We start from the raw sequence: 22,567 nt of genomic DNA on the forward strand, positions 1-22,567 counted from the left end.
CATGGAAAATGTTCCACAATGCAAAAGACTATTTCCACATATTCACAAAACACGGCAGCCGAGGAATTTCATGGAACTCTCAAACAGTTCCTACATTATTGAAAGCAGAGAATTGAATTCATGAATATCTGAGGAGGAACCTGATCCTTGCGATTGTCTCGCGCCGCCCTGCCCCACCTTCCGAGCAACGTCTATCGCCCGCAATACGACGTCGCGGCCCTTACACCGGGTATCCTGCATCTGGGATGCGGTAACTTTCACCGCGCGCATCAGGCCGTCGCCACGCAGGCAGCCATCAATGTTGAAGGTGCGAGCGGGCTCAGATGGGGAATAATCGGCGCGACGATGCGCCGGCCTGATCTGGTCAATGACCTGCTTCCACAGGACAATCTCTACACTCTGCTGACGCGCGTCTCCGAAAAGACGGTGGCCTCCGTCATCGGCTCGATCCACACAATGGTTTTCTCAGGCGACGAGCAGTGCGACCTCCCTGCAAAAATCGCTGATCCACGTATCCACATCGTTTCCCTGACCGTAACCGCCAGCGGCTACTATCTCACGGCTGACGGGCGTCTCGACGAACAGGCTGAAGCCATCACCAGAGATCTCGCCACGACACATCCGCGCACTGCCGTCGGCATTCTCGTCGCCGGGCTGGATCTTGTCCGGAAGCGCGGAACAAAACCTCCCGTGATTCTGAGTTGCGATAATGTGAGCCACAACGGTGAGACGCTGAAACAGACCGTCATCGATTTTGCCGGTCTCCGTGGCGATGACAGTCTGGCGGAATGGATTAGGGCGAACGTGCAGTTTCCCGATACGATGGTCGACCGGATCGCTCCTCCCACCAAACTGGATGATGTTGCCGACGCCCGGATCGCGCTCGGCGGCATTGAAGACGCTGCCCCCATTTCGGCGGACCCGTGGTTCCAGTGGATTATTGGCGCGTTCGATGGCCCCCGTCCGCGCTGGGAAGCCCATCCGGGAACGAAATTTGTCCGGAATGTTTCGGTTTTTGAAGCCGCGAAACTCCAGATGCTGAATGGCAGTCACATGCTGCTGGCCTACACAGGCGCGCTCGCCGGACTTAACACCATCAACGAGGCTGCCAGCGATTCCAGTCTCGGCCATATCACGCGCAATTTCATGCGCTACGAACAGACCGCCGGTATTGATTTATCGGCTGAGGAACTGGACGATTACACCAATGATTTGATGGAGCGTTTCCGCAATCCCGGCATTGTGCATGAGGCCGAGCGTGTGGGGCGCAACGGCTCGGCCAAGATGGCGGATCGCGTGATCCGCACCATGCGTGACAATCTGGAAAATGGCCGCCCGGTCAGAGGCGCGATCCTGCTCATTGCAAGCTGGATCCGCTGGTTTGCGCTGCATGAGCAGGAAGCACTCGAACTGGCCCTTACAGATCCCCGCGCCAACACGCTGCGCCAGATCTGCGCCGAAGCGCGGGACGACCACAAGGCCCAAGCTGAAGCGTTTCTCGCGATGGAAGAAGTCTTTGGACCGCCGCTGCCGGACCATGACCGGCAGGTAGATGCCATTGCCGACATGCTGCGCTGCCTGACGGAGGATGACGTTCCCACCCTCCTGCGCAAACTGGCAGTACGCTAGGCCTTACGCCTTTTTGGCGTGGTGAGTGAGATACGTGCGAACGGCGTGGAGGTCCTTCACCACAGCAAGGGCCTTCTGCCGGATTTCGTCCGTGGGTTCCATCAGATCGGGCACGACGAAAACCCGGATCCCTGCAGCATGTGCCGCTTTCGCACCTGAGTGAGAATCTTCCAGCGCCAGACAATATTCCGGTGCCACACCGATTTTCTTCGCGGCCGTCAGATATGGCTCCGGATTGGGCTTGCCAGCAGAGACGTCATCGCGCGTAACCGTCGCATTGAAGCGCGTGTTCAGACCAACCAGTTCAAGGTGATGATCCGTGCGATAGCGGCTTGATGAGGTTGCAATCGCGCGCGGCAGCTTCAGTTCATCAAGCAGATCCAGAAGAGGAATGACACCTTCCTTCAGGACAAGCTTCCCGTTGTCGACATAATCGCGCAGCACGACTTCCTGACGGGCGAAGAATTCGTCGATAGGAAAATCGACACCGTAGGCTTCTTTCACCAGCTTCCGGCATCCATCTGCTGGCACCCCGATCATCTGACGGCAGAAGCTCATCGGCACATCGTAACCAATGTCCTTGCCTGCATCGACAAGCGCATCCATCGCCAGAATCTCACTGTCCAGCAACAGACCATCCATGTCGAAAATGACCCCGCGAACTGGCGCTGCCTTTTCACTGAGGAGATGGTTCGGGAGTATTTGATCCAGCATCAGTCTTCCTGTTTCCGTTTCATATAGAAGCAGAAGCCTCAGGAAGGCCTAAGGTTTCAGACTGACAGCCGCACTAAGGGTTCTGCTTGGGAATGCAGACAGTATCACAGAAAGAAATCCTGCAACGAAGGTTACAGGAAATACATCAATTCAAAATACAGGCGTTCTCAGCGAGCCAGAAACTTGGGAAAGTCCCGAATAAAGATCGGGACCTCCCCGTTCATTAAAAATGCAGCGCTCCGTCATAAGCCGCCAGCACGGCTTCATGCATCGACTCAGAGATTGTCGGATGCGGGAAGATGGTTTCCTTCAGTTCCGCTTCCGTCAGTTCACCACTGCGAGCGATGACGTAGCCCTGAATCATCTCCGTCACTTCCGCGCCGATCATGTGTGCGCCCAGCAGTTCGCCGGTCTTGGCGTCGAACACGACCTTCACCAAACCTTCCGGCTCACCCATGGCAATCGCCTTACCGTTGCCAATGAACGGGAAGCGACCGACGCGGACCTGATACCCCGCCGCTTTCGCTTTGGCTTCCGTGTAGCCGACTGAGGCCACCTGCGGACGGCAATAGGTGCAACCCGGAATTTTCGTCACGTCGATCGGATGCACGTGCTTGCCAGCAATCGCTTCCACGCACATGACCGCCTCATGGCTTGCCTTGTGCGCCAGCCACGGAGCGCCAGCCACATCACCGATAGCGAACACACCCGGCTCACCGGTGCGACAGAGATCGTCCGTCACGATATGCGTGCGATCCACGACAATCTTCGTGCCTTCAAGCCCGATATTCTCGACATTACCGACAATACCCACTGCGGAAATCACACGATCAAACGTGTAGGTTTCCTTCTTGCCACCTGCTTCGATCTCGACCGAGACGTCCTTGTCGGACTTCTTCAGCGTGCCGAGTTTCGCGCCGGTAAGGATTTTCATCCCCTGTTTCTCGAACGCCTTGCGGGCGAGACCACTGATTTCCTCGTCCTCGACCGGCAGCACGCGATCCGCGACTTCCACCAGCGTCACTTCGGAACCCATGTTGCGATAGAAGGAGGCGAACTCGGTGCCGATCGCACCGGAGCCGATCACCAGCAGGCGCTTCGGCAGTTCGTCCGGCACAAGGGCCTCGCGATAGGACCAGACGAACTTGCCGTCAGGCTCAAGCCCCGGCAGCGTGCGGGCACGGGCACCGGTCGCAAGAATGAGGTTCTTGGCCGTCAGCGTGACCGATTTGCCGTCCTTCAGCGCCACGGCAAGCTGGCGCTTCTTGCCGTCTGTGCCAGCCAGCTTCGCAAAGCCGTCGAAAACCGGAACCTTCGCCTTTTTCAGCAGATGACCCACGCCGCCTGAAAGCTGTTTCGACACAGCGCGCGAACGGCTCACGACCTTCTGGAAATCGAAGCGCGGATTATCCACGGCAAAACCGAACTGGCCGAGATCGTGGATAAGATGATTGATTTCGGAAGCGCGCAGCAGCGCCTTGGTCGGGATGCAGCCCCAGTTGAGGCAGATACCGCCAAGATGGTTGGCTTCGACAACAGCAACCGAGAGTTTCAGCTGTGCCGCACGGAGAGCCGCCACATAGCCGCCGGGACCGCCACCCACAACAATCAGATCAAAATCGGTGGTGCTCATATGATATTTCCTGATTGAGCGTCTGGCGGGCAGGAACTGCTCCCTGCCCGCCCGACGATACGGCCTGTCAGACGACCAGCGTGAACGGGTTTTCCACCACTTCGCGGAACCCAGCAATCCACTTGGCGGCCAGAGCACCGTCGATGGCGCGATGATCGACCGAGAGCGTCACGGTCATCACCGTAGCCACACCCAGCGAGCCGTCCGGCTTCACGACCGCACGTTTCTCACCGGCGGCAATGGCCAGAATACCAGCCTGCGGCGGGTTGATGATCGCCGAGAACGAACTGACGCCGAACATACCCATGTTGGAGATCGAGAACGATCCGCCCTGGAACTCTTCCGGCTTCAGCTTGCCCGCACGCGCACGGGACGCGAGATCTTTCATCTCTTTGCTGATCTCACGCAGCGACTTGCGATCGGCCTGACGGATGATCGGCGTGATGAGACCATCCGGGATGGACACGGCCACCGAGATGTCCACGTCGTTATACTCGATCAGCGCCTCGTCCGTGTAGGAGACGTTGACGCCCTTCACGCGACGTAGCGTGACGGCAGCGGCCTTGATCAGCAGATCGTTGACCGACAGCTTGAACGCGTCAGGCCCCTCGGCGGGTGATGCCGCGTTGAGCTGGCTACGCAGAGCCAACAAGGCATCGAGCTTCACATCGACCGAGACATAGAAATGCGGGACGGTCGTCTTCGATTCCGTCAGACGACGGGCGATGACCTTGCGCATGGTGGAGTGCGGCGTGCTGGTCGAACCACCCGGCGTGTAGGCTGCTACAGGCGCGGACTTCGCTGTCGAAGCATTGCCGCCAGCCTTTGCCGCTTCCACGTCCTTCTTGACGATACGGCCATTCGGGCCGCTGCCTTTCAGGGTAGATAGGTCGATGCCCGCATCCTTGGCGATCCGCTTCGCCAGTGGAGAAGCAAACACGCGATTGCCCTTCTCCACGGAAGCCTTCACCTGCGGCGCAGGCGCAGCAGCCTTTGGCGCGGGTGCCTCGGTCTTTGCTGACTCGGCTTTCTCCGTCTTGGGCGCAGCAGTGGACGGGCCTTCCGGCACCGCCTCACCTTCCTCAACCAGAATGGCGATGGGCGTATTCACCGCCACACCCTCCGTTCCTTCCGGAATAAGAATCTTGCCGAGAATACCCTCGTCCACGGCTTCGACTTCCATCGTCGCCTTGTCCGTCTCGATCTCGGCGATCACCTCACCGGATGAAACCGTATCGCCCTCTTTCTTGTTCCACTTCGCCAGCTTGCCTTCCGTCATGGTCGGCGAGAGAGCGGGCATCAGGATATCGATAGCCATGATGTCTTTCCCTCAGACGATTTTGGAAACGGCGTCCACAACCCAGTCGGGCTGCGGCAGGGCTAGCTTCTCAAGGTTGGCTGCAAACGGCATCGGCACATCGAGACCAGCCACGCGGACCGGCGGCGCATCGAGCCAGTCGAAGGCGTGCTCGATCACCTGCATGGCGATTTCCGCGCCAATACCGGCAAACGGCCAGCCTTCTTCAACCGTGACCAGACGGCTCGTCTTTTTCACGCTCTCGACGATGGTCGCCGTATCAAGCGGACGGATCGTACGCAGGTTGATGACCTCCGCGTCGATGCCCTTCTCGGCCAGCAGTTCAGCAGCGGCCATCGCCGTGCCAACACTGATCGAGAACGCCACGATGGTCACGTCCTTGCCCGGACGCTCGATCTTCGCCTTGCCGATCGGCAGGATGAAGTCTTCATCCACCGGGCACGGGAATTTCTGCCCGTAGAGGATCTCGTTCTCAAGCACGATCACCGGGTTCGGATCACGGATGGCCGCACGCAGCAGGCCCTTCGCGTCGGCTGCCGACCACGGAGCCACAACCTTCAGCCCCGGAACATGGGCATACCAGCTTGCAAAACACTGCGAATGCTGTGCACCGACGCGGGCCGCAGCACCATTCGGACCACGGAAGACCATCGGACAGGAAATCTGACCGCCGGACATGTAGTGCGTCTTGGCCGCCGAGTTGATGATGTGGTCGATCGCCTGCAACGAGAAGTTCATGGTCATGAACTCGACAATCGGCTTCAGGCCGGTCATCGCCGCACCCGTGGCCATGCCCGTAAAGCCGTGTTCGGTGATCGGCATGTCGATCACGCGCTTCTCGCCGAACTCGTCCAGCAGACCCTGCGAGACCTTGTAGGCACCCTGATACTGGGCGACTTCCTCACCCAGCAGGAAGACGTCTTCGTCACGGCGCATCTCGGCAGCCATGGCGTCACGAAGCGCCTCACGCACGGTGATTTCGCTCATCTCGCCCCAGTCTTTTTCAGGCTCGCTGGTCGTTGGAGCAGCGGTGACCTGAGTCGCAGCGGCAGCTTTCGGCTTCTCTTCAGCGGCAGGATGAACCTCGCCACTGCCTGCGGAGGGGCCTTCCGGCACAGTCTCGCCTTCCTCGACCAGAATGGCGATGGGCGTGTTCACCGCCACACCTTCCGTTCCTTCCGGAATGAGAATCTTGCCAAGAACGCCTTCGTCCACGGCTTCGACTTCCATCGTCGCCTTGTCCGTCTCAATCTCGGCAATCACTTCACCAGAAGATACGGTGTCGCCTTCTTTCTTGTTCCACTTGGCCAGCTTGCCTTCGGTCATCGTCGGCGACAGCGCTGGCCTCAGGATATCAATAGCCATCCGTCTTATTCTCCCACCAGCACGTCGGTAAACAGTTCGGAAGGATCAGGCTCCGGGCTCGTCTTGGCGAACTCGGTCGCATCCGCGACGATTTCCTTCACCTTGGTTTCCATTTCCTTGAAGTCCGTGTCTTCCACGCCAGCCGCTTTCAGCAGGTTGCGCACATGGTCGATCGGGTCATGTTTCTGGCGGATTTCATCCACTTCCGAACGCTGACGATATTTCGCCGGATCGGACATCGAGTGGCCGCGATAACGGTAGGTGGACATTTCCAGCAGATAAGGCCCCTTGCCCGCACGGCAATGCGCGATGGCTTCCTTGGCCGCGGCGTTCACCGCCTCCACGTCCATGCCGTCAACCTGCTTGCCGGGAATGCCCCATGGCTCGCCGTTCTTCCACAACGCCTTGGATGCCGAAGCACGCTCTACACTGGTGCCCATGCCGTAACGGTTGTTTTCAATTACGAACACGCAGGGCAGCTTGTGCAGGGCAGCAAGATTGAAGCTCTCGTAGACCTGCCCCTGATTGGAAGCGCCTTCACCGAAATAAGTGATGGAGACCTCATCCGTGCCGCGATACTGGTTGGCAAAGGCCAGACCGATACCCAGCGCCACCTGAGCGCCGACGATGCCGTGACCGCCATAGAAATTCTTCTCGCGGGAGAACATGTGCATGGAGCCGCCCTTGCCGTGGGAAAGGCCGGTCGCACGTCCTGTCAGTTCCGCCATCACGCCGCGCGGGTCCATGCCTGCCGCGAGCATCTGGCCGTGGTCACGGTAGGAGGTGATGACCTTGTCACCGTCCTTCTGCGCCATCTGAAGGCCGACCACCACAGCTTCCTGACCGATATAGAGATGGCAGAAGCCGCCGATGAGCCCCATTCCATAAAGCTGCCCGGCTTTTTCCTCAAAGCGACGGATAAGCAGCATGTCGTAATAGGCCTGCTTCAGCTGATCCGTCGTCAGCCCCGGGTGATTCCGGCCATCCGTAGCGCCGTCAGGGCTTGGTTGCCCCGAATTATTCGTTGCGGTCATGGCGTTGCTTATACCTCATCGGTTTCTGGTGTCTGATTAGGCTCGATATTCTTGTTTTTTGGTCAGTCAGAAAATTTCAGGTCATCCATGTCATATGAAAAGTAAGGCGATGAACTCTCTGCACACCCCGATTTCCCCGAAGGTGGTGCATATGTTCACAAATTTATCCAGAACAGTGTCGGCTGTCCGAAACTTCTCAAAATTTCCATTCTCCTCGGGCTTCCCGCAAACGCTTCTGCACCCGGCAAGTTCTCCATGCAATGCGCGGTAATTCGTAACGCCGAGATATCTTTCTGCAAAGCGTCCGAAAGGTGTAAAACTGAAGCAACGCGACACTGAAAATGTGAACAATGTGAACATGAACACCGGCAACAAGAAGCTTTTCGCAGGCAGTCGAGTCAAAAAAATCCGCCGTCAGTTCAGCCTCACCCAACGGGAAATGGCACGTGTTCTCGATATTTCGTCCAGCTACCTCAACCAGATCGAAAATGACCTCAGACCTCTTCCTCCCCGTCTGCTGCTAACTATTTGCAGGACATTTCAGGTCAGCGCCTCGTGGTTTGGGGACAATGAGGAAATCCGTACGGTTCAGATGCTGCGGGAAGTGTTCGCTGACCCGATGTTCAAAGCGGACCTTCAGGCGGACGAGTTGAGAAAAGCCGTGCAGGACATGCCGGGACTGGCCCGAAACTTCATCGACCTTTATCGCTCCTTCCGCACGCTTCAGGAACGCCACGCCCCTCCTTCGCAGCCTGTCGCTGGAGATCGCCACCTTACCGGACCGGAAACCCTGATCTCACCGCATTACGAAGCGGCGGGCGAATGGGTTCAGGCGCAGAAAAATTACTTTCACGACATCGATACGGCTGCCGAGAGCCTGTACGAGACCGAAGGCTTCGACAAAGGCCCTCTCGGGGCGACACTTGAGCGCTATCTGCTGGATACACACGGCGTTCGCGTCGTCAGCAATCCTGATTTCGCGTTGCAGGACACATTGTGGCGTTACGACCGGCGTGAAAAACGCCTCCTGATCGCTACGGAAATGTCAGCCGAGAGCAGAGCTTTCTGCCTCGCGCGCCTGATCGGCGTGCTCGATTTCGGACGGCTGATCGACAAGACCATCCGGCGCTCCGGTCTTCCCGCCGGAGACGCACAGGCGCTTGTCCGTGTCAGTATCGGCAATTATTTCGCGGGGGCGCTGATCCTGCCTTACAACCGCTTTCGGATGGCCGCGCGTGAAAACAAGCATGATCTCGATCTGCTGCAACGCCGGTTTGGCGTCAGTTTCGAGCAGGTCTGTCATCGCCTGTCCACTTTGCAGAGACCTGGCGCGGAAGGCATCCCGTTCTATTTCATCAAGGCGGATGTGGCGGGAAATATCCTGAAAAGCTACAGCGCCACACGCTTCAGCCGTGCCCGTTTCGGAGGCCTGTGCGCACTGTGGAATCTGTTCGAAAGCTTTGCGATACCGGGCCGTCTGGCCACCCAACTGTCGGAAGACACGGATGGCAGCGTCTTTATCAGCGTGGCCAGAACGGTAGGACGCCCCCCGACATCGTTCTTCGAGCGCTCACGGCGCGTCGCCATTGTGCTCGGCTGCTCCGTCACCCATGCGTCGGAAATCGTGTATTCGGCGTCCTTCAATCTCGCGGACAGCAGAAATTTCGTGCCGATCGGACCGGGTTGCCGGGCCTGCATCCGCGTGGACTGCCGTCACCGGGCCATTCCTGCCAGCGGCTTCCGGCTTGATCCGTCTAGCGACGAACGGGGTGCCATTCCATTCCGGGTCATTGCCTGACTGTCGGAACGGTCAGGAAGCCTCGAATGTTCCCGAACGGCCACCGCTCTTGCGGACAAGGCGAATATCCCCAATCCGCATTTCCCGGTCGAGAGCCTTACACATATCGTAAATTGTCAGAGCGCAGACGCTGACGGCTGTCAGCGCTTCCATCTCCACGCCGGTTGGCCCCGTCGTCTTCGCCAGAACTTCGATCTCAAGCCCCCGATCATCAGGGGTCATGAAAACTTTCAGCGATGACAGCGCAATGGGATGGCATAGCGGGATAAGATCGGATGTCTTTTTGCTGGCCATGATGCCCGCAATACGAGCGGCCGCCAGCACATCCCCTTTCGGAGCCTCTCCCCGCACGATCAGGTCCAGAACATCCGGACGTATATCGATGCGCCCTCGGGCAACCGCCACGCGTTCGGTGGCCGGCTTCCCCGATATATCCACCATCACCGCCCGCCCTTCGGCGTCGAGATGGGTGAATCCATCCTGACTCATGGAGCGGGAGCCAGCAGCGCTTTCAGGGCTTCACCCGGATCAGCGTCCCGCAGCAGGGATTCGCCGACAAGGAAGCCACTTGCCCCCACGGCGGACAGCTTCTTGATATCCTCATTGGTCTTGATACCGCTTTCCGAAACGATGATCTTGTCAGGCGGCACAAGTGGCGCAAGCTGGATGGTCGTCTCAAGATCGGTCGTGAGTGTCTTGAGATTGCGGTTATTGATACCGACCAGCGAGGTATCAAGCACCAGCGCGCGGTTCAGCTCTTCTTCCGAATGGACCTCGACCAGCACATCCATGTCGAGACCTTTCGCGTGGTCGACAAGGTCGGCGGCTTCCGTGTCTGTAAGAATGGCCATGATAAGCAGGATACAATCTGCCCCAATCAGGCGGCTTTCATAAACCTGCCACGGGTCAATGATGAAATCCTTGCGCAGCACCGGAAGCTGACACGCCGCCCGGGCCGTTACCAGATCATCATTCGCGCCATGAAAGCACGAACTCTCGGTCAGCACGGAAAGACAGGCCGCCCCGGCTGCTTCATAGGATTTTGCAATCGCGGCAGGATCGTAAGGATCACGAAGGAGACCGGCAGAAGGCGAGGCTTTCTTGATCTCCGCGATCAGACCCGGCTGGAGATCCGCCGTCTTTTCCTTGAGCGCGCGCCCGAAACCGCGCGGCGAAAACTGCGTGTCCAGCGCCTTTGACGTGATCTCCTTGAGACTCAGCAAAGTCGAACGATGCGCCACTTCAACCCGAGTGCGGGCGACAATGCGTGCGAGAACGTCTGACGCCTCGCCTTCAGTCCCTTCAGCAGTCTGGGGAGCCGGTTTCTCGTCCATCATATCTCCGTCTCACAATTAGAGAGTGAAGTGACCCGTTACAGTCGCTCACATTCCGTTGACATAGTAAGGCATTGCGATGCCAGGTGTCACCTGTCCCTTGAACCGATGACAGAGTCAGGCGGTATCACGCGCCTTCTGAAGCGCTGCGGCGGCACCACCGCCATCTATCGCGCTGGCCGCCATCGCAACCAGTTCACGCAAAACAGCCGGACGAACAGCTCCGTCCTCATCCAGCAAACGACCTTTTCCCGCCACATGCAAGGCGCATGCGGCATTGAACAGCACCGTATCCCGATATGGGCCATGCGCGCCCTGAAGCAAGGCTTCCAGAGCAGCGGCATTTTCCTCCGGCCCACCGCCCGCAATGGCGGAAATGGGCGCAGATTGCAGTCCCGCCATCTCAGGCTCCAGAAGCAGACGATATCGCTTGCCATCTTCCAGCGCCTCAACATGGGTTGGACCGGCAAGCGTGATTTCATCAATCCATTTCTGGGCCACGCCCGGGATTTCTCCACAGACCGCCCAGACCCTGACCGAACCAAGCTTCTCCAGCACATCGACCATTGCACCGAGCCAGCCCGCATCCGACACGCCGACCAGTTGTCGCCTGACACAGGCCGGATTGACTAGCGGGCCGATGAAATTGAACAGGGTCCGCACCCCGAGCGCCCGGCGGACCCCTGCCGCGTGACGCATGGCGGGATGATGCAGCGGAGCCGCCATGAAAGCCAGATTGCGCTCACGCAGATCGGCGCCAAGAACAGCGATATCTTCCTTGAGCGGCACACCCAACGCGGCCAGAACGTCCGACGCACCCGCCTTTGAGGACAGGGCGCGATTGCCGTGCTTCGCCACCGGAACGCCCAGAGCCGCCAGCACGAACGACACGGTTGTGGAGACGTTCAGCGTACCGTGCCCATCGCCTCCGGTGCCACAAACGTCGATGGCATCGGCAGGCGGTTCGTGCAAAGCCCGCATGCGGGAACGGACCGCCTTTACTGCCCCCAGAAGCTCATCAGGCGATTCGCCACGGGCACGTAGCGCCATGAGGAACCCTGCAATCTGGACCTCGGGAACGCCTCCATCCATGATGAGGCCAAAAGCATCTTCCGCTTCCCGTTCCGACAATACGGCACCTGTCGCCACATGATGCAGTATGGCGCGGAAACGCCCATCTTCGGCGGCCGCCTTTGTCGGCTGCGTCATACTTCCGATCCTGTCGTCACGATGAAACCTTACGCCGCGCGTCTTGCGTCATTCCATGTGCGCGCCAGCGACAGGAAGTTGCGCAGCATATCATGGCCGCCTTCGGACGCGATGCTCTCGGGATGAAACTGCACGCCATGAACCGGATACTGGCGATGACGGAGGCCCATTATGAGACCGTCATCCGTCCACGCAGTCCGTTCGAGGACATCCGGGAAGGAAGCCGCTTCAACGACAAGGCTGTGATAGCGCGTCACATTCACCGGGTTCGGCAGTCCGGCGAAAACGTCCGTATCTTCGTGGTAGACAGGCCAGACCTTGCCATGAATGGGCTCCGGCGCACGAACGACCTTGCCGCCAAACACCTGCCCGATCGCCTGATGGCCCAGACACACACCGAGAATGGGTGTTGTCGGTGCAAGCTCGCGGATCAGATCGCAGCAGATCCCGGCTTCGTTCGGCGTGCATGGCCCCGGAGAGAGAACAATCGCCTCCGGTTTGCGGGCAGCAATCTCGCTGACCGTCAGGGCATCATTGCGATGAACTTCGCACTGCTCACCCAACTCGCCCAGATAGTGGACGAGGTTGAAGGTGAAACTGTCATAATTGTCGATCAGCAGGATCATGGTGTTATGATGACCTTCCCGCTTCCTCCGGTCAAACGGGCAATGAGCATATCGTCATTCCTTGCGTTCAAGGATGGCGGCAAAGAACCCGTCTGTCCCATTCTGCGCCGGCGTGAGCGAAAGCATCGATGAGGCGGCGAAAGCCTGTGGCACCTCCTCCGCATCGGGCAACGCGAGCGCGAACGCGGGATGGCGGGACAGAAACGCCGTAATCTGGTCCCGATTCTCATCATTGAGAATCGAACAGGTCGCATACACAAGCCGTCCACCGGGTCGGACCAGCGCCGCCGCTCGATCCAGAATCTCCGCCTGCTTCACTGTAAGTTCGCGCAGATCATCTTCGACAATCCGCACCCGCGCATCCGGATTCCGACGCCACGTGCCTGTGCCGGTGCAGGGCGCATCGACCAGCACCCGATCGAAAGATCCAGCACGGCGCTTCGCCCATTTGTCGCCCGGCACCAGCAAATGACGCTCGGCATTGTGGATGCCTGCCCGTCGCAGACGCTTCACAGCACCATCCAGACGAGGCACCGACACGTCGCAGGCCACGATATGCCCGCGATTCTGCATCATCATGGCAATCGCCAGAGTCTTGCCGCCAGCGCCAGCGCAATAATCCAGCACCCGCATGTCCGGTCGCGCACCCAACATGGCGACAACAAGCTGGCTGCCTTCATCCTGAATTTCGACAAGACCGTCCTTGAATGCCGCGCATGCCGTGACCGGCTGACGGCCGGGCAAACGCAGCCCCCAAGGCGAAAGCGCCGTCAACTCGGGACGCAGACCATCCTTTGCCAGCGCCTGACGGGCTTCCTCACGGTTGCAGCGAAGAGTGTTCACGCGGAGATCAAGCGTCGCTTCTCCGTCCATCGCCGCCAGTTCGGACTCAAGCGCGTCCCCGAACGTCGCTTCCAGCGAAGGCAGCAGCCAGTCTGGCACTTCCAGACGCACGGCGCGCGGCATGGCCGCCTGATCTTTTTTGTCGGCCGCAAGCGTCTCAATCACGCGTCGCTCGTCCCGCGAAAGCGCGCCGGGCGCAAAACGCCCCTCGACGAAGGCCTGCGCCACGTCGCCGAAGCGGCTTCCAGACAGTATCTGTCCAGCCGCTACACGAAGACGCGGCGTGGCCTCCCCGCCCGCCTGCTCGATCAGCCATCCCGCCCGTCGCCAATGCCGCAACACGTCCCAGACGATGGCCGAAATGGCCCGTCGGTCCCCGCCGCCAATAAAACGGCGCGCACGGAAAAAGCTGTTGGCCGTGGCATCGGCAGGACGACGGGGCGCGGCCTCCATTTCCGTGAGAAGATTGATCGCGGCCGCAAGCCGAGCAGAAGGCGTCATCGGTAATCCTGCGTCCTGATACGGGAGTTCAACAAAAGAAAGATGGGAGAGCCGAAGCCCTCCCGTCTGGAAATCAGGTCAGTCGCGCCGATAGTTCGGCGCTTCCCGCGTGATGGACACGTCATGGACGTGACTCTCGCGCAGACCCGCATTGGTGATGCGACGGAAACGTGTCTTGGTCTGCATAGCGGCAATCGTTGCCGCGCCGGTGTAACCCATCCCCGCCTTCAGGCCGCCGACAAGCTGGTGGACCACGGCCGCCATCGCACCCTTGTAAGGCACGCGCCCCTCAATGCCTTCCGGCACCATCTTCTGCGTATCCTTCACTTCCTGCTGGAAGTAACGGTCCGCCGACCCACGTGCCATGGCGCCAAGGCTGCCCATGCCGCGATAGGATTTGTAGGAACGTCCTTCGTAGAGGAACACCTCGCCTGGAGCTTCGTCCGTGCCAGCCAGAAGCGAGCCAACCATCACCACGTCGCCACCAGCAGCGATGGCTTTCACCAGATCACCCGATGTACGGACACCGCCATCAGCAATGGCCGGGACGTTCAGTTCATGGCAGGCAGCCGATGTTTCCAGAATGGCGGAAAACTGCGGCACACCCACACCGGCCACAACGCGCGTGGTGCAGATCGAACCGGGGCCAATGCCGACTTTCACACCATCGGCACCCACTTCGATCAGCGCACGCGCCGCTTCGGGGGTAGCAATGTTACCGGCAATGACCTGCACTTCTTTTCCGAGCGACTTGATCCGCTCGACAGCCCGCAACACACCTGATGAATGGCCGTGCGCCGTATCCACCACCAGCACGTCGACGCCTGCATCGATCAGAAGCTGAGCGCGCTTGAAGCCATCCTCACCCACGCCAGTAGCGGCAGCGCAACGCAGACGGCCCAGACCGTCCTTGATGGCCAGTGGATGAGCGACGGCCTTGTCCATGTCCTTGACCGTGATGAGACCCACGCAACGGTTTGCATCATCCACGACGAGCAGTTTTTCAATACGGTGCCGGTGCAAGAGCTGGCGGGCATCGTTCGGATTGGCGCCATGCTTCACGGTGACCAGATTGTCGCGCGTCATCAGTTCGCTGACTTTCTGAGCCGGATCGTTCGCAAACCGCACGTCACGGTTTGTGAGGATACCGATCAGCTCTTTCGTCTCAGGCTGCACGACCGGCAGACCGCTGATGCCGTTGCGCAGCATGATCGCCTGCACTTCCGCCAGCGTCTGGTCCGGGCCAACCGTCACCGGATCGACGACCATGCCGGACTCGAAACGCTTGACGCGCCGAACCTGCTCGGCCTGCTCTTCCGCCTCGAGATTTTTATGGATGACACCGAGACCGCCCTGCTGCGCCATCGCGATTGCCATCTGGCATTCGGTCACGGTGTCCATCGCCGCCGAAATCAGCGGAATATTGAGATCAATGGTACGCGTGAGACGCGTGCGCGTGTCGGCGTCGGCAGGAAGAATGTCCGACGCAGCAGGAACCATCAGCACATCGTCAAAAGCGAGGGCATCTGTAATACGATCGTAAAGCGAAGAACTGGCCATGGCGCGGGCCCCCTCTCAAAATGACGGGCTACCCGGTTTCATGCACGTAAGGCGTGCCATGACGCCTGTTGTCCCGACTGTGACCTGCTGCCCGGCCAATGTGTCGACTCGACACGCAGACACCCGATTGAGGCGTCCTTGCCACGGGAGCGGACCGTCGCGGCAATCTGCCTCGGGTTCCCGACCGTTGGCGGCTCCTCATAAGCACTCTTACAGGCGCTGACAAGAACGATCAGCACCCGATTATCATGCAGATGTGATTTTCACCGGGAAACTTTTGCAAAATAATACGATATTTTCATGTGAATTCGCAAGATTTGCACATCAGTTCCTGCCTACAGTCACAATGACATTCCTCACCGTGCGTTCCGGCACGACAGGCTGACAGAACAAGCACGGGTAAAACCCGGCAAGTGGAGATTGGGCGTGACAAAGCTACTGCATGACAGGAAGCGCCGAGAAGAACCGACGCTGCCGTATGACCGGCCGGACGCCATTCTGGCCATCGTTCTGGACAGCACGCTTGACGCCGCGACGGACGCCCATCCCGAACGCCTGAAAGATCGGGAACAGGCCATTCTCGACCTATGCCAGACCGCCCACTTCCGTCCCGAGGGACTGACAGGCCCCTTCATTCTGCATCTGGCCGTACAGGGATTCTCCGGCCTCGTCTTCGATGTGCGCAATGAGGAAAACATGCCGCTCTACACGCATGTTATTGCGCTCTCTCCGTTCCGACAGCTTCTCAAGGATTACAGCATGATGATCGAGAGCTTCGAAGCGGCCATGGAAGAAGGCAATCGCGCCAAGGTGCAGGCTATCGACATGGGACGACGTGGTGTTCATGATGAAGCAGGCGATCTGCTGATCGAACGGCTCAATGGCAAGATCGCCATGGACCGACCGACGGCGCGACGCCTTTTCACCCTTGTGTGCCTCCTGACCCAGCGAGGCTAACGCCCACCCTAACCGAAGCCTTACTCCGGAGCCCTATGAACGACCGAGCTATTTCGACTGACTCGAAGGACATCTGGTTTCCGGTCACGCTGCGGCTGGACAAGGGCACAAGAGCGCTTGTGGTTGGCGGCGGGAGCATAGCAGCGAACAAGGCGGCGCTGCTTATGGCAACGGACACGCATATCACCGTCATTGCCCCCACCCTGTGCAATGAATTGCATCGAACGCTTGAGGCAGACCGCTTCACACATGTCGCCGCAATGGCGACGCAGGAGATTCTAGAAAGCCATATTCCCGGGATGCGCCTCGTTTACGCGGCGACCGACGACCGCACGGTGAATCGCCTCGTCGCCGCCATTGCGCAGGCACACAATGTCCCTGTCTGCGCCGTGGACGATCCGGAACCATCCTCCTTCATCACACCCGCCATCGTGCGACGTGGACCGGTGATGGTGTCCATTTCCACATCCGGCGCCGCCCCCGTCCTTGCCCGCCGCCTGCGGGAGCGGATCGAGGCGCTTCTGCCCGCTGGCCTCGGCCGCCTCGCCCGGTTCATGCAGGCATCCCGCGAGAAACTTGCACAAAGCCATCCCTCACCGGACACACGTCGTCGGGTATGGGAGAACTTTCTCGATGGGCAGGGCGCGGAACAGGCGCTTGCTGGCAACGAACAGGCGGCGAGCGCCACATTGGAACGCCTTGCCGCAGCTGGAAGTGGTGGGGGTGAAGTCTGGCTTGTTGGTGCAGGTCCCGGCGACCCTGATCTGCTCACCCTGAAGGCTCTACGTCTGATGCAGAATGCCGACAGCGTCCTGTATGATCATCTTCTACCACCCGACGTTCTGGATCGGGTGCGGCGCGACGCGGAACGTATCTTTGTCGGCAAGCAGCGCAGCCAGCACGCCCTGCCTCAACCGGCGATCAATGATGAGCTGGTCCGACGCGCCAAGGCCGGTGAACGCGTCCTGCGCCTGAAAGGGGGCGACCCCTTCATTTTCGGACGTGGCGGCGAGGAAATCGAAGCCCTGATGGAAGCGGGCGTGCCGTTTCGCGTCGTGCCGGGCATCTCCGCCGCCAATGGCTGCGCCGCCTCGGCAGGCATCCCCCTCACTCACCGCGACTGCGCGCAGTCCTGCCTCTTCCTGACAGGTCATGCCCGGGCAGACGGCACACTCGATCTTCCCTGGCACACCATCGCGCAACGCGGACAGACAGTGGTGATCTATATGGGCCTCGGCGGCATTGCCTGCCTCTGTGAACGGCTGGTCGATCATGGCCTGCCCCCCACTTGGCCTGCTGCCATCATCGAGAAAGGCACGCAGCCGGATCAGCGCGTGATCACGGCGGATCTCGCCTCCCTTCCCCGACTGGCGGTGGAACAGAATTTCCGCAGTCCGGCTCTGATCATTGTGGGAGAGGTAGTGAAGCACCGCGTCGTGTCAACGGGAACAAAAGAATCATAATGCAGCATTAGAAATATACCTGCTTCCCGTCGAACAAGACTGGTCGATTTCCCTCTTCCCGCGCTATAGGCGGTTCATGTTTACACTCGCGTCTTTGACCGCCCTCCTCAAAGTCATCGTCATCGACATCACGCTTGCGGGCGACAACGCAATCGTTGTCGGGCTCGCGGTCAGAAGACTGGCCGAAAAGCAGAGACGCATCGCCGTGATGGTGGGTGTAGCCGCCGCAGCACTTATCCGGCTCCTGCTCGCACTTGTTGCCACCCAGCTTCTCGGCATCATTGGTCTGAGACTTGCGGGCGGGCTACTGCTTCTTTGGGTGTGCTGGAAGATGTATCGCGAACTGCGCACCCCGGACGAGATGGACGAAGGAGACGCCCCTGCGCCCAGCAGTCTGAAGGCCGCCATTGTCAGAATCATCATCGCCGACCTGTCGATGAGTCTCGACAACGTGCTCGCGGTCGCGGGCGCGGCTGCCGAGCATGTGTGGGTTCTGGTCTCCGGTCTCGCAGTTTCCATTCTCCTGATGGCCTTCGCCGCGACCATGATCGCCAAACTGCTGGAGCGCTTTCGCTGGATTGCATGGATCGGACTGCTGGTGGTCTTCGGTGTGGCGCTCGAACTGATCTTCAAGGGCGGCACGGAAGTCTTCGAGCAGATATGATGAGGAGATTATCTCTCCTCTTCCTTGCCGGCTCCACCGCACTTCTGTCCGCGTGTTCCAACGCGCCACGCGCGCTTTCGCAAACGCCGGGCGCTTCCACCCCATCATGGCCAACGCCGCAGCAGGCTGAGAGCAGCCCCTCGACCGACGCCGTGGCGGGCCGTCTCACGACATGGCTCCAGCTTGTCGGGTCAAACAGCGCGGGCATCCCGGCCAGCATCTACGCCGATTTTCTCGCAACACGCCCGATCTGGCCACGCTGGGCGACCATTCAGGCGCGTTATGACCACGCCCTCGCCAATGAGCCGGACGATCAGGTCGCCGCCAGCCTGTGCCGCGCCCAGCCACCAAAATCGGCCACCGCGCTAAGCCGGTGTGCGAAGGCTCTCGGTGGGACGGAGCAACTGGCCGCCGCGGCACGGACAGCATGGCGCGATGGCAACGATGGCACGCAGGACGCCGCCACGCTCCGCTCCCTGTTCGCGAATATCCTGACGCCGGACGATAGCTGGGCACGCTTCCAGCGCGAGGAACGCACGGGCCGCCTTCATGCCGCAGCCGATACTGCGGCTACGTTGGATGCCGACCACGCCGCACTTGCCAGAGCACGGATCGCTTTGCGCGGAAACGATCCCGCAGCGGAAACAACACTGGCTTCCGTGCCAGCCGCCCTCGCCGCAGACCCAGTCCTTGTGCTCGACCATGCTCACTGGCTGGAAAAGAATACCCGCTTCGACGATGCCATAGCCTTGTGGAAACAGGCTGGTTTTCAGACCGAACGTGCTGCCCCTGCCGATATTCTGGGCCGTTTCTGGTTTGAACGAGACCGCCTCGCCCGTGATCTGCTCGATCAGAACCGTCCCGCCGACGCCCTCCCGATCGCCGACGATACAGCGCAGACTCGCGACCGGAACCGTGCCGACGCCGCGTTACTCTCCGGCTGGATCGCCCTTCGTGCCCTGCATGATCCGGCTCTGGCGGAAGAGCATTTCCGCGCCCTATCGGAAATGTCTTCCATCCTGAACCGTGCAACCGGCTTCTACTGGTTGGGCCGCGCCCATGCGCAGGCAGGAAACATGGCATCCGCGACAGCGGACTGGCAGCAGGCCGCCGAGGCGCCGGAAACCTTCTATGGCCAGATGGCCATTGCGAAACTGGCGAATGCTGGAAACACGCTGTTCACGCCCACGCAGATACCGGATGCGCTGGTCAACGCCCTCCGGCAGTGGCGTACGAAAGGCGTTGCCAATGAGAGCGAGCCAACGGCCATCATCACGCGCCTCGACGGCAGCGATCTCGCACGGGCCGCGCAGATTCTGGTGTCGTGGGGCGACCTGCCGCACGCACGGGATTTCCTCTCAGTATTGCTGGCTCAGGACGATGAATTACAGGATCGGAAGGCCGTCGCTGCATTGGCTACCCGTCTCAGCCTGCCGGATATAAGCGTTGCCGCCGCGCGAAAGGCGAGCAGCGTTGGCGTGAGCCTTCCTGATTACGGCTGGCCCACGCCTTACCAGCCTCCCTCGGCCGGTCTGCCCGATGGGTTCGCTCTGGCCCTGATGCGGCAGGAAAGCAATTTCAACCCCGACGCAGTCAGTTCTTCCAATGCGATCGGACTGATGCAGCTTCTTCCTGCCACCGCACAGGAAACTGCACGAAAGATCGGTGCTGGCAGCGTCACCATCGCCGCGCTGCATCAGCCGGAACTGAACATGCAGCTGGGCACGGCGTATCTCAGCAGCGTCTATAACAGGCTCGGAAACGTGGTCGAATATGCTGCGGCAGGCTATAATGCCGGACCACATCGCGTGAGCCAATGGCTGGAAACACGCGGAGATCCGGCGCATAACGGCGGCGATCAGGATGCGATGATCGACTGGATCGAGCAGATTCCGCTGGAAGAGCCACGCAATTACGTCAAACGGGTGTGGGAGAGCATTGCTGTCTACGACACCCGCCGACAGGACTGAGTTTCTTCACCTCACCGCACATTTTGGAGACCGTTTTGGACACGACCGATCAGAAGACCGGCCCGAACTCACGTCCCTCTCCCGAAGGCGCCTCTCCCGCGATGGCGCAGTGGTTCGCTCTGAAAGCGGAAAATCCGGACTTCCTGCTCTTTTTCCGGATGGGCGATTTCTACGAACTGTTTTTCGACGACGCCATCACGGCCGCTGCCGCGCTCGATATCGCATTGACGGCACGCGGTTCGCACGCTGGTGAACCGATTTCCATGTGCGGCGTGCCTGTCGGCGCAGCGCAGGCTTATCTTTCCCGCCTGATCCGCCGAGGCTTCCGCGTGGCGATCGCGGAACAGACGGCAACGCCACCCTCAAAACTTCCCGGCAAGAAAGCCACCCAGAAAGGGCCGCTTCCTCGCGCCGTCGTCCGCCTCATCACGCCGGGCACGCTGACGGAAGACGAACTTCTCGAACCCGGTCGTTCCAACCTGCTTCTGGCGCTTTTCGCGCACACCACACGACGGGGTCCAACCGAATGGGGCGCTGCGTGGATCGATATTTCCACCGGACAGTTCGAGACGGCCCGTTGCCCGGACGCGGAACTCGGCCATCTGCTCGCCCGCCTCGATCCAGCGGAAATCCTTGCCCCACCGGATCGCGACCTTGGGGAGTTCGATCTGCGTCGCGCAGTCGGTGAATTGCCACCTTCCGCCCATACGGCCCGCGCCCGTCTGGCGGAGGCTTTCGGTGTAGCGAGCCTCGATGCGTTTGGCACCTTCAGCGACGCAGAAGCCGCAGCCGGACTCATGGCGGTCGATTATATCCGCAAATCACAGGCAGGCTCCCTGCCCCGCCTCGCCCATCCGGTGCCGCAGGAAGACAGTCAGGCTCTCGGCCTTGATCCAGCCACCCGAGCCAGTCTCGACCTGCTGCGTTCCCGTGATGGCAGCGATGAACATACGCTTTTTTCCGCCGTAAACCGGACCGCGACGGCCCCCGGCGCCCGCCTGCTGGCCTCGTGGATAGCCTCCCCTCTGACAGCCCCGCACAAAATCGCTGCCCGTCAGGAATGCTGGGACTGGCTGAAGGAGGATTCCCCCCGCGTGGAGGCATTGCGCCTCATTCTGCGCAGCACCCCGGATATCGATCGCGCTCTTGGACGCCTGTCGGTGGGCCGTGGCCAACCCCGTGATCTCGCGGCGCTCCGGGACGGAATCACTGCCGCTCATGCCGTGGCGGAGGAACTGAAGCGCGTTACGTCGGACACCCGTCCTGCTCTGATTGAAAAAGCGCTGGAATGGCTGAGCGAATGCAGCCCGCTGCGTGAAGAACTGGACCGGGCTCTGGCCGACGAGCTGCCAGCCCGTCTTGATGATGGGGATGTCATTACAAAAGGCTATGACGGCGAACTCGATGCCTACCGCACGTTGCGTGATGATTCCCGGCGCGTGATCGCTACGCTTCAGAACGAATATGCGCAGCGTTTCGAGGTTGCGAGCCTCAAGATTCGTCATCACGCCCAGCTTGGCTATGTGATTGAAGTGCCGATCGCAGCGGGAAGCAAGCTGCGTGGCCGGGACGATCTTAGCTTCCGGCAGGGAACGACCACGCTGGCCCGTTTTTCCACGGAAGAACTGGTGGAACTCGATTCCCGTATCGCGGAAGCCGCTGAACGGGCGTCAGTCCGGGAAAAGCAGATCTTCGGCATACTGGTCGGGCGGGCACTGGACGATAGCGCACTCCCCTCGCTCGCCCGCGCTCTGGCGCTGGTGGACGTCACGCAGTCCTGCACCGCCCTTGCCGTGGGCGGAACGTGGTGCCGTGCGGTTGTGGACGAAACCGACAGTTTCCGGCTTGAAGCGTGCCGTCACCCGGTCGTCGAAGCGGCCCTCGGCTCCGGCGCACGATTTACGCCAAACACCTGCTCCCTCGCGCCGGAGCACCGCGTCATGCTGCTG

At 60.1% G+C, this 22,567-nt stretch carries 18 protein-coding genes; 7 read left to right on the forward strand and 11 right to left on the reverse strand.

The window, feature by feature from the left end:
* Positions 1-147: 147 nt before the first annotated feature.
* Positions 148-1,629 carry a mannitol dehydrogenase family protein gene (locus tag ABF824_RS10260; RefSeq protein WP_415488656.1) on the forward strand — a complete coding sequence of 494 codons (1,482 nt, stop codon included), beginning with the start codon at positions 148-150 and terminating at the stop codon, positions 1,627-1,629.
* A 3-nt stretch (positions 1,630-1,632) separates the two neighbouring features.
* Here ABF824_RS10260 and ABF824_RS10265 read toward each other — a convergent pair whose 3' ends face one another.
* The 5 genes from ABF824_RS10265 to pdhA all read right to left on the reverse strand — a co-directional run bounded on the left by ABF824_RS10265 (position 1,633) and on the right by pdhA (position 7,693).
* Entirely contained in the window at positions 1,633-2,343 is a 711-nt protein-coding gene (locus ABF824_RS10265; RefSeq protein WP_415488658.1) for an HAD family hydrolase, read from the reverse strand.
* A 223-nt stretch (positions 2,344-2,566) separates the two neighbouring features.
* Positions 2,567-3,976, reverse strand: coding sequence for a dihydrolipoyl dehydrogenase (lpdA, locus tag ABF824_RS10270; RefSeq protein WP_415488660.1), 1,410 nt, complete (start codon positions 3,974-3,976; stop codon positions 2,567-2,569).
* A 67-nt stretch (positions 3,977-4,043) separates the two neighbouring features.
* Positions 4,044-5,294, reverse strand: coding sequence for a pyruvate dehydrogenase complex dihydrolipoamide acetyltransferase (locus ABF824_RS10275; RefSeq protein ID WP_415488662.1), 1,251 nt, complete (start codon positions 5,292-5,294; stop codon positions 4,044-4,046).
* 12 nt (positions 5,295-5,306) lie between these two features.
* Entirely contained in the window at positions 5,307-6,659 is a 1,353-nt protein-coding gene (locus ABF824_RS10280; protein ID WP_415488664.1) for a pyruvate dehydrogenase complex E1 component subunit beta, read from the reverse strand.
* A gap of 5 nt (positions 6,660-6,664) precedes the next feature.
* Positions 6,665-7,693 (reverse strand): pyruvate dehydrogenase (acetyl-transferring) E1 component subunit alpha, encoded by a 1,029-nt coding sequence (pdhA, locus tag ABF824_RS10285; protein ID WP_415488666.1) that lies wholly within the window; start codon positions 7,691-7,693, stop codon positions 6,665-6,667.
* A 358-nt stretch (positions 7,694-8,051) separates the two neighbouring features.
* Between pdhA and ABF824_RS10290 the strand changes: the two genes are divergently transcribed.
* Positions 8,052-9,491: a helix-turn-helix domain-containing protein gene (locus ABF824_RS10290; protein ID WP_415488668.1), complete on the forward strand. Its 1,440-nt coding sequence runs from the start codon at positions 8,052-8,054 to the stop codon at positions 9,489-9,491.
* A gap of 12 nt (positions 9,492-9,503) precedes the next feature.
* Here ABF824_RS10290 and moaC read toward each other — a convergent pair whose 3' ends face one another.
* From moaC to guaB, 6 genes are all read right to left on the reverse strand, one after another.
* On the reverse strand, positions 9,504-9,980 hold the full coding sequence (moaC, locus tag ABF824_RS10295; protein WP_415488670.1) for a cyclic pyranopterin monophosphate synthase MoaC: 477 nt from the start codon (positions 9,978-9,980) through the stop codon (positions 9,504-9,506).
* Positions 9,977-10,825, reverse strand: a complete 849-nt coding sequence (gene trpC, locus ABF824_RS10300; RefSeq protein WP_415488688.1) for an indole-3-glycerol phosphate synthase TrpC — start codon at positions 10,823-10,825, stop codon at positions 9,977-9,979. The genes moaC and trpC overlap by 4 nt, the downstream gene beginning before the upstream one ends.
* Positions 10,826-10,942: 117 nt before the next feature.
* Entirely contained in the window at positions 10,943-12,034 is a 1,092-nt protein-coding gene (trpD, locus tag ABF824_RS10305; protein WP_415488672.1) for an anthranilate phosphoribosyltransferase, read from the reverse strand.
* 29 nt (positions 12,035-12,063) lie between these two features.
* The gene (locus tag ABF824_RS10310) at positions 12,064-12,660 is read right to left on the reverse strand and encodes an anthranilate synthase component II (RefSeq protein WP_415488674.1); all 597 of its coding nucleotides are present in this window, start codon (positions 12,658-12,660) and stop codon (positions 12,064-12,066) included.
* A gap of 54 nt (positions 12,661-12,714) precedes the next feature.
* A complete protein-coding gene (locus ABF824_RS10315) occupies positions 12,715-14,004 on the reverse strand; it encodes an RsmB/NOP family class I SAM-dependent RNA methyltransferase (RefSeq protein WP_415488676.1) in 1,290 nt (429 codons plus the stop codon).
* Positions 14,005-14,082: 78 nt separating this feature from the next.
* Positions 14,083-15,564, reverse strand: coding sequence for an IMP dehydrogenase (gene guaB, locus ABF824_RS10320; protein ID WP_415488678.1), 1,482 nt, complete (start codon positions 15,562-15,564; stop codon positions 14,083-14,085).
* Positions 15,565-15,990: 426 nt separating this feature from the next.
* On the opposite strand from guaB, the gene ABF824_RS10325 reads away from it, so the two are divergent.
* From ABF824_RS10325 to mutS, 5 genes are all read left to right on the forward strand, one after another.
* Entirely contained in the window at positions 15,991-16,521 is a 531-nt protein-coding gene (locus ABF824_RS10325; protein ID WP_415488680.1) for a UPF0262 family protein, read from the forward strand.
* Positions 16,522-16,556: 35 nt separating this feature from the next.
* Entirely contained in the window at positions 16,557-17,984 is a 1,428-nt protein-coding gene (gene cysG / locus ABF824_RS10330; RefSeq protein ID WP_415488682.1) for a siroheme synthase CysG, read from the forward strand.
* A 76-nt stretch (positions 17,985-18,060) separates the two neighbouring features.
* Positions 18,061-18,648, forward strand: a complete 588-nt coding sequence (locus tag ABF824_RS10335) for a YjbE family putative metal transport protein (RefSeq protein WP_415488684.1) — start codon at positions 18,061-18,063, stop codon at positions 18,646-18,648.
* The gene (locus ABF824_RS10340) at positions 18,645-20,618 is read left to right on the forward strand and encodes a transglycosylase SLT domain-containing protein (RefSeq protein WP_415488686.1); all 1,974 of its coding nucleotides are present in this window, start codon (positions 18,645-18,647) and stop codon (positions 20,616-20,618) included. The genes ABF824_RS10335 and ABF824_RS10340 overlap by 4 nt, the downstream gene beginning before the upstream one ends.
* A gap of 101 nt (positions 20,619-20,719) precedes the next feature.
* On the forward strand, positions 20,720-22,567 hold a 1,848-nt coding region (mutS, locus tag ABF824_RS10345; RefSeq protein WP_415488690.1), incomplete at its 3' end, for a DNA mismatch repair protein MutS.

The sequence above is a fragment of the Acetobacter sp. genome, assembly GCF_047721705.1.
In the GTDB taxonomy this organism is placed as follows: Bacteria; Pseudomonadota; Alphaproteobacteria; order Acetobacterales; family Acetobacteraceae; genus Acetobacter.

Bases quoted from the DNA above. Each gene is read 5' to 3' on its own strand.
- ABF824_RS10265 (WP_415488658.1), bottom strand. From the start codon at position 2,343: ATGCTGGATCAAATACTCCCGAACCATCTCCTCAGTGAAAAGGCAGCG.
- lpdA (WP_415488660.1), bottom strand. From the start codon at position 3,976: ATGAGCACCACCGATTTTGATCTGATTGTTGTGGGTGGCGGTCCCGGC.
- ABF824_RS10275 (WP_415488662.1), bottom strand. From the start codon at position 5,294: ATGGCTATCGATATCCTGATGCCCGCTCTCTCGCCGACCATGACGGAA.
- ABF824_RS10280 (WP_415488664.1), bottom strand. From the start codon at position 6,659: ATGGCTATTGATATCCTGAGGCCAGCGCTGTCGCCGACGATGACCGAA.
- pdhA (WP_415488666.1), bottom strand. From the start codon at position 7,693: ATGACCGCAACGAATAATTCGGGGCAACCAAGCCCTGACGGCGCTACG.
- ABF824_RS10290 (WP_415488668.1), top strand. From the start codon at position 8,052: ATGAACACCGGCAACAAGAAGCTTTTCGCAGGCAGTCGAGTCAAAAAA.
- moaC (WP_415488670.1), bottom strand. From the start codon at position 9,980: ATGAGTCAGGATGGATTCACCCATCTCGACGCCGAAGGGCGGGCGGTG.
- trpC (WP_415488688.1), bottom strand. From the start codon at position 10,825: ATGGACGAGAAACCGGCTCCCCAGACTGCTGAAGGGACTGAAGGCGAG.
- trpD (WP_415488672.1), bottom strand. From the start codon at position 12,034: ATGACGCAGCCGACAAAGGCGGCCGCCGAAGATGGGCGTTTCCGCGCC.
- ABF824_RS10310 (WP_415488674.1), bottom strand. From the start codon at position 12,660: ATGATCCTGCTGATCGACAATTATGACAGTTTCACCTTCAACCTCGTC.
- ABF824_RS10315 (WP_415488676.1), bottom strand. From the start codon at position 14,004: ATGACGCCTTCTGCTCGGCTTGCGGCCGCGATCAATCTTCTCACGGAA.
- guaB (WP_415488678.1), bottom strand. From the start codon at position 15,564: ATGGCCAGTTCTTCGCTTTACGATCGTATTACAGATGCCCTCGCTTTT.
- cysG (WP_415488682.1), top strand. From the start codon at position 16,557: ATGAACGACCGAGCTATTTCGACTGACTCGAAGGACATCTGGTTTCCG.
- ABF824_RS10335 (WP_415488684.1), top strand. From the start codon at position 18,061: ATGTTTACACTCGCGTCTTTGACCGCCCTCCTCAAAGTCATCGTCATC.
- ABF824_RS10340 (WP_415488686.1), top strand. From the start codon at position 18,645: ATGATGAGGAGATTATCTCTCCTCTTCCTTGCCGGCTCCACCGCACTT.